The organism is Streptomyces sp. NPDC088707, from assembly GCF_044752725.1.
Taxonomy (GTDB): Bacteria; Actinomycetota; Actinomycetes; order Streptomycetales; family Streptomycetaceae; genus Streptomyces.
On the sequence record NZ_JBIVLV010000018.1, the window covers coordinates 116,955 to 129,919 of the forward strand.

The 12,965-nt window shown below is 69.5% G+C and carries 10 protein-coding genes; all 10 read left to right on the top strand.

The window, feature by feature from the left end:
- The gene (locus ACIP84_RS37005) at positions 1-222 is read left to right on the top strand and encodes a hypothetical protein (RefSeq protein WP_401804477.1); all 222 of its coding nucleotides are present in this window, start codon (positions 1-3) and stop codon (positions 220-222) included.
- Positions 215-4,246: a hypothetical protein gene (locus tag ACIP84_RS37010; RefSeq protein ID WP_401804480.1), complete on the top strand. Its 4,032-nt coding sequence runs from the start codon at positions 215-217 to the stop codon at positions 4,244-4,246. The genes ACIP84_RS37005 and ACIP84_RS37010 overlap by 8 nt, the downstream gene beginning before the upstream one ends.
- Positions 4,236-5,207, top strand: coding sequence for a hypothetical protein (locus ACIP84_RS37015; protein WP_401804483.1), 972 nt, complete (start codon positions 4,236-4,238; stop codon positions 5,205-5,207). The genes ACIP84_RS37010 and ACIP84_RS37015 overlap by 11 nt, the downstream gene beginning before the upstream one ends.
- Before the next feature lie 186 nt (positions 5,208-5,393).
- Positions 5,394-6,389 (top strand): hypothetical protein, encoded by a 996-nt coding sequence (locus ACIP84_RS37020; protein WP_401804486.1) that lies wholly within the window; start codon positions 5,394-5,396, stop codon positions 6,387-6,389.
- A 1-nt stretch (position 6,390) separates the two neighbouring features.
- The gene (locus ACIP84_RS37025; protein ID WP_401804489.1) at positions 6,391-7,590 is read left to right on the top strand and encodes a hypothetical protein; all 1,200 of its coding nucleotides are present in this window, start codon (positions 6,391-6,393) and stop codon (positions 7,588-7,590) included.
- A gap of 52 nt (positions 7,591-7,642) precedes the next feature.
- Positions 7,643-10,189 (top strand): hypothetical protein, encoded by a 2,547-nt coding sequence (locus tag ACIP84_RS37030; protein ID WP_401804492.1) that lies wholly within the window; start codon positions 7,643-7,645, stop codon positions 10,187-10,189.
- A gap of 15 nt (positions 10,190-10,204) precedes the next feature.
- On the top strand, positions 10,205-10,567 hold the full coding sequence (locus ACIP84_RS37035; protein ID WP_401804494.1) for a hypothetical protein: 363 nt from the start codon (positions 10,205-10,207) through the stop codon (positions 10,565-10,567).
- A gap of 118 nt (positions 10,568-10,685) precedes the next feature.
- Complete coding sequence (locus tag ACIP84_RS37040) at positions 10,686-11,192, top strand: hypothetical protein (RefSeq protein ID WP_401804496.1); 507 nt, start codon at positions 10,686-10,688, stop codon at positions 11,190-11,192.
- A gap of 79 nt (positions 11,193-11,271) precedes the next feature.
- Positions 11,272-11,595: a hypothetical protein gene (locus tag ACIP84_RS37045; protein ID WP_401804499.1), complete on the top strand. Its 324-nt coding sequence runs from the start codon at positions 11,272-11,274 to the stop codon at positions 11,593-11,595.
- A 311-nt stretch (positions 11,596-11,906) separates the two neighbouring features.
- Positions 11,907-12,464, top strand: coding sequence for a hypothetical protein (locus ACIP84_RS37050; RefSeq protein ID WP_401804502.1), 558 nt, complete (start codon positions 11,907-11,909; stop codon positions 12,462-12,464).
- The last annotated feature ends 501 nt before the right edge of the window (positions 12,465-12,965 follow it).

Genomic DNA, 12,965 nt, shown 5'->3' on the forward strand with positions numbered 1-12,965 from the left:
GTGCACACCGAACTCCTGGCGCAGCTCATCGAGGAAGTCTCGCTGCTCGCCGCCGACCGACGTCGCAAGGACCCCCGGGATATCAACCGGCCCTACGACACCTCGGCCAAGGCTGTTCCCACGGGGAACACCGGACCGGCGCAGCAGCCCGCCCCTATGAACGGGCACCGCAAGATGCTCGCGGCTGCTGCCCGGAGAGGAATGGTGCGCCCCCATGACTGAGGGCATGCAGGCCGGCCGCCTGGAAGTCCCGGTCGTCGCCAGCCTCGACGGCTTCGCCGCCGAGCTACGGACCAAGGTGGAGACCGCCGCCGAGGGCCTGGCCGCGAAGGTCAAGGTCGAGCTCGCCACCAAGGGGCTGCGCAAGCGCCTGGAGAAGGCCGTCGAGAAGGCGTCGAGGGGCGTCACCGCCACGGTGCGCGTCCGGGTCGACCGGGACGGCCTGCGTGGCGAGCTGGACGAAGTCGCCCGCGACGTCGCGGACACGGACGTGCGCGTCCCCGTACGGCCGGACGATGAAGGCGGCCGCGGGGGCGGGTTCCTCGACCGCATTCGCCGACTGCTCCGCGGCGCGCAGGGCGAGGCCGACGCGCAGCCGATCGATGTCCCCGTGGACATCACCCCGAGCATGGGTGGACGCCGGGGCGGACGCGGCCGCTTCCGCATGCTGGCCATGGGGGCGATCGTCTCGGTCCTCCAGCCGGCCGTCGCGGCACTCACCCAGTACGGTGCCGGGCTCACCGCCATGGTGGGCGCCGCCGCGCCCGCGGTCGGTGTCCTAGGAGCAGTTCCGGGCCTGATCGCCGCTGCGGGTACGGCAGCCATCGCCACGAAGGTCGCCTTCGGCGGGTTCGGCGAAGCGCTGAAGCAGACCCTCAAGGCACAGGCGCAGCTTGCCGACGGGGCAAAGCTCACCAAGGCGCAGCAGCAGGCGCTCGACCAGTCCCTCAAGGGCCTGTCGGTGTCGGCGCGGGCCTCGGTGAAGACCGTCGCCTCGCTGAGCGGCGCCTGGGGCAAGATGAAGCAGACCGTGCAGGAGAGCTTCTTCTCGAAGATCTCGAACGAGATCAAGCCCCTGTCCGGCGCGGTCCTGCCCCTGCTCAAGTCGGCGCTTGGCGGCGCGGCGGGGCAGATGGGCAACCTCGCGAAGCGCGGCGCCCAGGCGATGCAGTCCGGGCCGTTCGCGAAGGGCTTCAAGCAGGTCGCCGCGAGCAACAGCAAGGTCATCGCCAGCATGAGCGGAGGCGTCGCCAACCTCGCTGCTGCGACTGGCCACTTCCTCGTGGCGTCCGGACCGTTCGTCGAGCGTGTCGCGGCGGCAGGCAACCGGTTCACCCTGTGGCTGCGCGCTTCCGCACAGGCCGGCCGGGAGACCGGATCGCTGGCCCGGTTCCTCGACCACGCCGCGGTGAAGGCGAAGCAGCTCGGGCGCACCACCCTCGAACTCGGCAAGGGCCTCGCGGGCGTCGGCCGCGCCGGCATGGACGCGGGCAACGCCATGCTGGACGGCCTCGAAGGCTCGATGATGCGGTTCAACCGCTGGGCGAATTCTGGTGCTGGCCAGAAGTCCATGAAGCAGTTCTTCAGTGACGCCGCGCCGACGTTCCACGAACTGAACGCCCTGGTCGGCGACCTCATGCGCGGCCTCGGGCGCATGGCCAAGGACAACGGCGTCACCGACCTGGTCCGTCAGATCCGCACCGAGCTGATGCCCGCCATCGGCCGATTCCTCGACGCCATCGGCGGAACGATCGGCCCGGCCGTCATCGGCCTGATCTCGAACATCGCGAGCGCCATCGCGTCCCTGTCCTCCGCAGGCATCGGCCTCGGCACCCTCCTCAGTGCCTTGAACGGCCTGCTGCAAATCTTCAACTCGCTGATGAACGTGATCCCCGGGGCCGGGTTCGCCATCGGCGCGTTCCTCGGCACGCTGCTCATGCTGAAGGTCGTCACCGCCGTCTCCACCGGCGTGCAGGGCCTCGTCACCTCGCTCCGCAACGTCGGCACCGTGGCCACCACCACGGCCGCCGGGGTCGCCACCCAGACGACGCTGTGGCAGCGGATGAGCACGGCCTACACCACCGCGGCGGCCAGCGGCAGCCGACTCTCCGGCTCGATGGGCGCCGTCCGCGTCGCCGCGGGGGGCATGCGCACCGCAGCTGCCGGACTGGTCGGCGCGCTCGGTGGCCCCCTCGCGGCGGCCCTCGCCGTCGGCACCATCGCACTCGGCCTGTGGGCCAGCAGCCAGGAGAAGGCATCGCGAGCCGCCCAGGCACACAAGGAACGCATCAGCTCCCTCGCACAGGCGCTGCGCGACTCGGGCGGCGCGATCGACGCCAACGTGAGGGCACAGGCGGCGCAGCTCCTCCAGGACACCGAACTGGCGGACGGCAAGGGCAAGCTCGTGGACTCCATGCGCCAGGCCAACGTCGGCCTGCGCGAGCTCACGGATGCCTACCTGGACGAGGGCGACAGCCTGGACCAGCTGGAGGAGAAGCTACGCAAGGCTGCCGACGCCACCATGCGCTGGGAAGACAGGGCCGGCGGCAAGGTCACGGTCCGAGAGATGACCGAGCAGGGCAAGGCGTACAAGGCCGCTGCCGACGCCCTGTCCGGGATGAGCGGCGAGCTGGAGAAGGGCAAGCAGAAGTACAAGGACTGGGCCGACGCCACCAACACCACCGGCAACGTCGGCACCGACTCCTTCACCCGGCTGAAAGCCGCAGTGGAAGGCATGTCCAGCGCTACCTCGACTGCCGACAGCCGGGTGGAGAACCTCAAGCGGGCCCTGGACGAGCTCAGCGGCGGCACGCAGAGCTTCCATGACGCCCAGACGCGGGTCAACGCGGCCGTCCTGTCGGCGAACGACGCCATCGCGTCCAACACCGCGAAGGTGAAGGACGCCAACAAGGTACTGATCAACCAGGACGGCAGCCTGCGCACGGTGACCCGAGCCGGCCAGGACTACAGCCGGCACCTCACCGAACTGCGTGACTCCTCCCTCGACGCCGCGAACGCTGCCATCGAGATGGCCAAGGCCCAGGGCACGAGCATTCCCGAGGCCATGAAGACGGCAGAGGGCGAAGTGCTCAAGGCCCGGAATGCCGCCATCGCGTACGGGCGGGACCTGGGCCTCACCGCGGACGAGGCCGCTGGACTCGCCGACCAGATGGGCCTGATGCCGTCTTCGGTGTCTGTCCTCCTCCAGGCCAACGGCATGGAGAAGATGACTGCCGACATCCTCGGCCTGAGTACCCAGCTGAGCAGCCTGCCGGTGAACAAGACGATCACCGTGGCGACGCCGTCGGCGCCCACGACCATCGCCACGCTCCAGAGCCTCGGATTCACGGTGACGCAGCTGCCCGGCGGCAAGCAGATCACGGTGTCCGCGCCCACTCAGGCAGCTCGCGAGAACCTCGCCGCGCTCGTCGGCGACCTGTCCCGGGCGCCGAACAACAAGAAGGTCACCGTGGAGACCCTGGTGAAGCAGGCCGCCACAGACCTCACGGGCATCCGGGACAAGGTCGCGAACCTGCCTGCGGGCAAGAAGCTGACGGTGGAGGCTCCGACCAAGCTGGCCCAGCAGGAGCTGAAGGATCTCGGCTACAAGATCAAGGATCTCAAGGACAAGAAGATCGAGATCACGGCGCCGAACCAGGCGCCGCTCGCCCAGGTGCGGAGCATCCAGGACCGCATCAACGGCCTGACCGGCAAGACCGTTCACGTCAACATCCAGTACCACTCGGTCGGCAAGCCGACAGTGGTCACCCAGCAGGCGAACGGCGGAATCGTCAGGTTCGCCGAGGGAGGGATCCGTGCAGCTGGCGACCGGATCAAGGCGTTCGCCAACGGCGCCGAGCGCCACATCGCCCAGATCGCCAAACCGGGCGAATGGCGCCTTTGGGCGGAGCCTGAGACCGGGGGCGAGGCTTACCTCCCCTTGTCGAAATCTAAACGAAAGCGGAGCAAGGCCATCCTCGACGAGGTCGCCCGCATCTTCGGAGGCATGGTCGTCTACCCCGGTGGAGGCGCGCTGCGGGCCTTCGCCAACGGCGCGGTCACCATGCGCGGCAGCAGCTCCGCCGCCCCCGTGGGGCGGGCTGCTGTTCCCACGGGGAACAGCGCACTCGTCGGCGGAGACTTCAACCTCACGATGACCGGCCAGCCGATGACGCCTGGCGAAGCGATCAGCGACGCGATGTTCGAGTTCCGACGTATCCGACTTGGAGGAGTACATGCCGGCTGAAGGCGAATGGAGACTCTGGTACCCGAGCTACCGGTGGCACCCCGGTGCCGACTTCACCTTCGGGACCTTCCGTACCGGCTGCTACCTCACCGCGCCATACGAGATCAACCTCGGCAGTCGCGAGGCCGGCGACATGGTGCTGCCGCGAGGCGACGGGATCCTGTTCGGCCGGGACTACCGCAGCGCGAGCACGATCACGTTTGAGCTCGCCGTCGACGGCGTCGGTGCCTCCAGTACGCAGCACGGGCGGCACGCGTCCGGCCTCGGACGGCTGTCCGCGTTCGCGCGGGCATGGGACGCAGAGTCGCTGCGTGCGCGCTACGGGCACTCCGCCGTGCTGTCGACGACGCAGGGCGGCCGCCGCCGCCGGTTCTACGGCCGGCCCCGGAAGTGGGCGGCGGCCGGATCGAGACTGACCAGGCAGGGACTCACCCCGGTCGTGGCGGAGTTCCAGTGTGTCGACGACACCGCGTACGACGACGTCGAGCAGATCGAGCGTGTGCCGCTGATCTGGGCGAGCGCCGTCAAGCCCGGCGGCTTCGGCCCTGGCCTGTCCTCTCCGATCGGTGCCGGGTTCCCGAAGCCGCCGCCGATCGGGCCGGTGAATCCCGTCGACCCTCCGGGGGTCGTGTACAACGCCGGGAACAAGGCCACCTGGCCGATCATCACGATCCACGGGCCGATCCTGAACCCCTCGGTCGTCCTCAAGGGCTGGTGGACGGCGACGTTCGACATCAGCCTCGCGCGGGGCCAGAAGCTCGTCATCGAGACCCGACCGTGGATCGCCACGGTCACCCGCGGGAGCGCGTCAGTCGCCGGCCTGATGCGGCGAGGCTCCCCTCGCCTCGACGAGATGGTGCTGCCGCCCGGACGCCAGACCTTCGAGCTCAAGTACACCGGCGTGCCGAACATCTACGCCTACATGACGATCCAGTGGCGGGACGCCTTCGCCCACATCTAGCCGTGCCCGACTCTGCGCTCCTCGCGACGCAAGCTGTTCCCCTGGGGAACGCTGCGCGCCTTCGACCGAACGAGCAAGGAGACGCAGATGTGGGACGGAGTTCCCTGGTTCACCGAGGGCGGCGCGCTGCATTCCGCCGAGACGGCGCGGCTGCTGGCCTACGCCGCTTTCGGCAGCAACGAGGGCGTGGTCGGCGCCAGGGACCTGGTGGTGCGCGCTCTTGATCAGCCCGATGCGAGCGTGCAGGTGGCACCCGGCGCGTGCGCGATCTTGAACCGAGCGGCTGGAGCGACGTACCAGGCGTACGCCGGACGCCTCCCCGTGACGGACACGATTCCGATCGCGGCCACTGGTGTACAGCCGCGGAGCGACCTGATCGTCGCCCGGGTGGAGAACCCCTACCCGGCTGGAGAGGGATGGTCGCTCCCGGCGGATCCCGAGGCAGGCCCGTACCTCTTCACGCGGGTGATCTCCGGAGTGCCGCCGACGACCATCGGGCGGGACCTGCCGACGATCGCACCCCACGACTCGGCAGTCGTCCTTGCTCGGATCGACATCCCGCCGAACACGACGTCGATCACGCAGCAGATGATTACCGACCTGAGGGCCATCGCGAACCCCCGTCAGGAACGGCTGATGCGGACGGCACGACTCGGCGCCGCGACGGCCCTGAGCTACTTGGATGGGACATGGCAGGAGTGGCCCGGGGCGTTGACGACCTGGCGGTTCGACGTGCCGGTGTGGGCGACACAGATGACGGCGAAGCTGTCGGTGTCGGGCTTCCGGGTATCTGGCAGTCCGGTCGTGGGCGATATCCGGCTCGTGTTTGCCAACCAGCCGGGGCCCGACGTCCCCCTCAACGACGACGAAGGAGTAGGAGTCCGGCGGCGCACCATCATGCTGTCCGGAGAGTTCCCGATCGCCGCCGATCTGCGTGCGACTACGCAGGAACTGGAAGTGTGGACGCGGCTCACGCAGGCGGGGAGCGGTGAGGTGCAGGTCGATCAGAGTTCGTGGCTCACTCTCGAAGTCGAGTTCTCCGAGACCCCGGACACCGAAGTCCCGGAGCCTGCGGTGGCGATGGCCGGGTTCTTCCTGGAGTCCCCGTTCCACGAGGAGCCCGTCGAGGAGCTGCCGGACCTGCCGGACGCCGGCGAGCCCGAGATGGAGGGCGGGTTCTGAGATGGAGAAGTGGCGCTTCATCGCCCAACGGGCCCTCGGGGGCACGATTCTCGACTGGGACGTTCCGCTCGCCCTGTCCTCGAACCCCCGGCGGGAGCTGTCCGGTCCGGGGTCGATGACGGGCACGATCGAGCCCGAGTACCAGCGCATGATGGGTTCCGACGGCAAGCCCCTTATCCAGGAGTGGGGGACGAAGATCTTCCTGGAGATCGACGGGGCGATCCGCTGGGGCGGGATCGTGACGCGCACCGCGTACGAGAATCAGAAGGCGACGATCCAGTGCGAGGGTTTCACCGCGTACCCGCACGGCATCCCCTACGAGGGGCACATGATCTCCGGTCCCCTGATCACGCCGAAGGACCCCTACGCCGGCCGGGATAAGAACCATGACGGGTGGATCGACGGCAAAAAGGGCAAGCAGCGCACCCCGAAGCCGCCGAAGCCGTACGGCGGTGCGCGGTTCGACGTCTACGACGCCGTCCGCCGCATCTGGTCGGACCTCAACACCCGCCCCTACGGAAATATCGGTCTGGTCATCGACACCCACGACCTGGGCGAACCCCTCGGAGCGAAGGACGGCTCGGACCCGTGGGAACTCGCCTGGTGGGACCACCCCGACTGCGGCCAGACGATCGACACCTTGGCACGCCTGACGCCCTTCGACTGGAGAGAAGAGCACTACTGGGCGAAGACGTCCGGCAACGCGATTGCGCACCGGCTGCGCCTGGGACGGCCGAGACTCGGCCGCCGACGTACCGACCTGCGCTTCGCCGACTCCGAGAACGTCATCGCCATCGCCCGGCCCGAGGGCATGGGGGACGAGTACGCCAACGAGGCCGTAGTCCTCGGCAAGGGTGAGGGCCGGAAGATGGCGCGGAGTCAGGTCGCCGCCTATGACGGGCGAATGCGGCGGGTCGTCACCATCAGCGACAAGACGTTGTCCTCCTCCTCAGCGCTGGCGAAGCGCGGTCGTGCCGAACTCGCCGGACGAACGAAGGCCCTCCAGATCCCACGAATCCAGGTCATCGACCACGCCAACGCCCGGTTCGGCAGCTGGCAGCTCGGGGACGACATCCGCGTCCAGGTCCGTGTGCCGTGGGTGGGAGACATCGACGTCTGGCACCGCGTCGTCGCCGACGAAGTCTCCGCCAACGGCATCATCACCCTCGACCTGCGCCGCTCGGACAGCTTCGTGTACTAGGCCGCCGCCCAGCACGCGACACTAGGGCCGGCCGCCCGGACCATGTCCGCCCATGGTCAAGATCCTTGAGGGGAGCACAGGCGCCGCGGACCTCGCGCGAACCCTGCACGATGTGGTCCGGCGCCTCCAGGCGCTGGAGCGCAGCACTCGGGCGTCGCACACGTCCATCGAGGGCGGCGCGATGGACATCTACGACGACCAGGGCCAGCTCAAGGGCTCCGTGGGAGTCCAGCCCGACGGCGGAGTCGCCCTGGTCCCGGTCAATACCGACCCGCCCCCCATGCCGATGCCGCCCACCGTCGAGCCGGTCCTCGCCGGCCTCGTCATTGGCTGGGACGGCACCTGGGACAACGCGTACGCCACCCCCACCGACTTCTCTCTCGTCCAGGTCCACGTCGGCCCCGCCGCTGACTTCGTCCCGGACCTGGCCACCCACGTCGCCACGATCACCGCGCGGCTCGGCGGTACCGTCACGGTGGCCGTTGAGGGCTACACCCCGGTCTGGGCCCGGCTCGTCGCGCAGAACACGGCGCAGATCACCGGCGCCCCCTCAGCCGCTGTGCAGGGCACGCCACGGCAGGCCGTCGGCCAGGACCTGATCGACGGGATCATCTCCGAGGTCAAGATCGCCAAGGACGCGGTCACCGCGGCGAAAATCGCCCTCGGCGCCGTCACCGAGGGCGCCATCGCGGACAACGCGGTCACCGCGGGCAAGATCCTGGCCGGGTCGGTCACCACCGCACACCTCACCGCCCTCGCCGTGACAGCGGAGAAGATCGCAGCCCTCGCCATCACCAGCGAGAAGATCGACGCCCTGGCCGTCACGGCGGACAAGCTCGCCGTGAACTCCGTCACCGCGACAAAGATCGCCGCCGGAGTCATCGACGCCACCCACGTCAAGGCCGGCTCCCTCAGTGCCGACCGGCTCTCCATCGGCACCGACGGCAACCTCATCGCCGACCCCTCCTTCGAAGGCGCGACCAGCGTGCAGCGCGCGGCCACCTCCCCGTACTGGTCGATCGTCTCGCCCGGCAACAACACGCCGAAGGCGCTCCGGGTCGACGCGACCAACACCACAGCCGTCGACCGCAACCTGCCCCTGACCACCGTCCCCGCCCAGCCCGGCCAGAAGATGTGGCTGGCCACCGACTACCTGGCATCGGCCGACTGGGTCGGCGCCCGGGTCAGCTTCTTCGCCCAGTGGTTGGACGCCGACGGCGCGAGCCTGGGCAGCAGCACCGTATCCACGAGCGGCACCGTCATACGCGGATCCTGGCAGCGCCTCTCAGGGGTACCGGACGCCGTCGCACCGGCCGGCACCACCCAGGTCCGCGTCTTCTGCGCCACCGCAGCCTCCACCGCGGGCACCGTGACCTTCGACAACGTCTCCTGCCGGATCGTCCTGGCCTCCGGCGTGACCGGCTCCCGTGCTGAACTCTCCCCGCGCGGTCTCCAGCTCTACGACGACGACGGCGAGGAGGCCGTCGCCCTGGTCACCGGCCGCCCCAACTACCTCACTCTGTCCAGCAACGGCGTACCCGTCGCCACCATCGACCAGCAAGGCAACGCAGGATTCAGCGACCTTGCCGTCGCCGGCAACCTTGAAGTCGGCGGCGAGTCCCTCACCAAACTCCTCAACGCGCTTCCCCGCGGCCTGGTCGCCGCCGACTACATGGCCACCTCGGTCACCGCCGGCAGCACCGAGTACGGGTACGTCGAGATGGCATTTGAGGCAGACCCCACCCGGATGTACCGGATCGTCTTCGACTGCTACGCCGACCCCAGCGTCGGCGGCGGCGAGATCGCACTGGTCCTGCGCGACGGCGGCGCCTCCACCCCCTCGATCAACTCGCCTCAGATCCAGTCCACCACCACCCCGCTGTCTGGGGCCGGCTGGCATCGAGTACGGCTGGAGACCATCAAGTCAGGCGGATCGTTCGGCGCGGGGCTCCACCGCCTACTCATTTCCTTCTGGGCCCAGGGCGGGCCCGCCGGACAGACCGTCCGGCTCCTTGGCGCCGCCGGTTACGTCGGCATCTACTACATCGAGGACGTCGGCCCCTACATCCCTGAGACGGGCGTCTACAACACGGGCGGCGGCACGAACACGCCGGTCAGGCGCACGTACACGAAAACCTACGCCGCCTCGTGGTCCGGCTCGTACGCCAACCGCTCCGGCTACAACTCCTACTACGGCAACCAGATGCTCCAGGGCTACGTGTCCTCCACCAACGGGATGCAATCCGCCCTCGTCGGCTTCCCCGCCGCGCTCTCCACCGACCTGGCGGGCGCCACGATCACCAAGGCCGAGATCTACCTCTACTTCGAGCATTGGTACAACAACGCCGGCGGCACCGCCGTGATCAAGGCCCACAAGCACGCCTCCCGACCCGGCACATTCTCCTGCGACGCCGAGTCCAAAGCCGTCTCCTGGGCCCGCAACCAAGGCAAATGGGTCGACATCACGAGCGTCTTCGACAGCACATCGTGGCGCGGGATCGCACTCGACCCCAACAACTCCTCCGCCACCTACTACGGGCGCGCCCGAGGCGTCGGCCAGACCTACCCCCCTCAGCTCCGCGTCACCTACACCAAGTAACCGGAAGGACTCTCCTTGCCCACCTCCACCCTCATCGCCGAACACGACCTGCTCATGCGCAGCACCGTCTTCGCCGCCCGCGTCCGCGCCGCCTTCTCCCGTGTCGCCCGCGAGGTCCTGGCCGAGAACCCCAGCATCTCCGGATACCCCCTGCGGTCCGCCCTCGCCCGCGGTGCCCTCAACCCTTCTGACCTCACCGGCCCTGGCTACGCTCCCGCCATCGCCACCGACCCCCTCATCTCCGCGGCGGCGGCCGCAGGCCAGGTTGAAGGCCAGCCGGACAGCGCCCAGGCTGCCGTCACCGACGACCAGCTCCTCGACGCCGTTCGTCGCACCTGGAACCTGATCGCCGGCGTTGCTGAGCCTCCAGTGTCGTAGCTGGCCCGTGCCGGGACAGTAGCGGGGCGGTCGTGCACCGTACGCCCTGCGGGGAGCCGCGGGCCTCCGGGCTCCGGCTCCCGCGCATTCGACCCGACCCCCATCACGAGGAGGCGCCATGGAATGGCTGACTTCCACGGCGCCCTTCTTCGCTCCCGCGTTCGGCGCCCTCGGCGTCATCACGGGCGCCTGGTTCAGCTACCGGCAGGTGAAGCGCAAGGGCGACGCCGACGAGCGCGTCGCCACGCTCCAGACGCAGGCGAACGCCGAGGCCGCCGAAGGTCAGACGTACGTCGAGGCGATGAAGACGGTGACCGTGGGCTTCTCATCGCTGCTCGACCAGCAGCGCGGCATGCTCGATCAGCAGCGGGTGCTCCTTGATCAGGAGCGCACGATGCACGCCCAGACTGTGGAGCGCGTGGCCATGCTGGAGGCCGGACAGCTGGAGCTGACGCGCGAGGTGCGGCAGCTCCAAGAGGAGCAGCGCCAGGACCGCCGGTGGAAGGCCGCGGCGCTCGACTACATCCGCGACCTGCGCACCCTGCTCGCGAAGACGCTCGGCCGCTCCGCCCCCGAGCCGCCCGAGGAGATCGCGGCGGACGTCATAGGCGCCTCCCGCGACTGACCGGCCGCCCGCCCGGGACGGAAGCCCCGGCCGGGCGGCACTCTCCCGTCTGTCCGCACCACCGACAGACGGGAACCCCATGTCTTCCACCCTTCAGCTCATCGGCGCCGGCTCTGCCGTCGGCAGCCTCACCCCGCTCATCACCGCCGTGGTCCAGCGGCCTGAGTGGTCTGTCCGCGCCAAGAAGATCGTCGCGGCCGTCATGGCGCTGCTCGCCGGCGTCTTCACCGTCGCCTACGAGGGCGGCATCGAGCAGTTCCAGCACGGCGTACCGACCTTCGCCACCATCGCGGCCGTGCTCGCCGTCTCCCAGAGCGCCCACGACCTGATCTGGAAGCCCATCGGCATCGCCCCGGCCATCGAGTCGGCCACCACCCCGAAGAGCCGCCCAGCGGCCAGATAGAGCCCGCACGGACCGGCCACACGGGGCAGCGCGGGTATCATCCGCTGTAGGTGGCCGCCGTGCCGCCGATCTCACCGTCGTAGGTGTCGACCTTGCGGGTTTTCGGGGCCGTCCACTGGTTGGGCCCGGAGCGTTGACCGCAGGGAAGCCCAAGACTCTGCGCCCCTCCCGAGGGGCCCAGGATGCCGGGGACTGGCCGCTATCCGGGACGATCCGGCCGCGGGGAGATCGGTCGCAGGGCGGCCACCTTGCCCGTCACCAGAGCCGCCGACGGCAGTCGGCCACGATCACGTCCAGGAGGACCAGCCCGGATGGCGGCCACGCATCAAGACGCTCCCGAGGGCAAGACCCCCCGCCGAAGCCGCTGGACGGATCCTGACCCCGAAGCAGTCGCAACCAAGGTCGAGGCCTTGAACGCCCTCACCAACCGCCAGCTCGGCGCCGAACTCGCAGCTTTCATCGCCGCCGATGACGCCGACCGCGACAAGGTCACCGCCTACGCGCTGCGCTCACCCCAGCTTGCGCAGAAGGCTCGCCGTCTGATCGCCGACCTGGCGAAGCAGCCGGACAAGTACCTCCTTCCGCCCGCGAACGAGTCAGCGAACGCCCGCAGTCGGCGCCTCGCGCAGTTCCGGGCGCGCGCCGACCACGAAGCACAACTGCTCTTCGTCGTGGTGGCCGGCCTTGTTGCCCGCCGGGGCCATCTGCTGCCGGAGCCGAGCCCGCGCAGCCGCGCGCGACGTCGCCTCGCCGACGAACTTCCCGAGCGCTTTCTGGAGCTGGTGCGAGAGGAAGAGGCTGCGGACGCTGAGCGTGCGGCCGAGCGCCGGAGCCAGCGAGACGCAGCGCAAGCCAGCGGCAACCGCTGAACTCCATCGAGGATGAGGGCGTACCCATCGCCGGGGTACGCCCTCCTCGCGTGTTGGCGTACCCGTACCCCTTCACCCGGGCCCTCGGGTACGCGAGCACGGGGTACGCCACACACACAGGTACGGGTACGCCGGCAGGGGGTGCCGCAGGGTACGGGTACGCCCCTGGGGCTGCGGGGCGAGCCCGCGCGGTACGGGTACGCCTGTTCAACAAGCCGGGCGGGGTACGAGGTACGCCCTCGCGGGGTACGAGGTACGGGTACGTGGAGCCAGAGGTACGGGGTACGGGTGCGCGACCGGTGGGTACGCCGCACATAAGTGCAGGTCAGAGGCGTGCACGCATCATGTTGTTGCGGTGCGGGCTGCGAGAACTCCGTCCCCCGTGCGCCGCGGTCGAGGTGTTGCCACCGGGGACACCACCACCCCCCCCCCCCCAACCGGGGTACCACCCCCTAGAAACCCCGGGAGCCCCGAACAAGGTACCGGGGCGGGGGGGGCCCC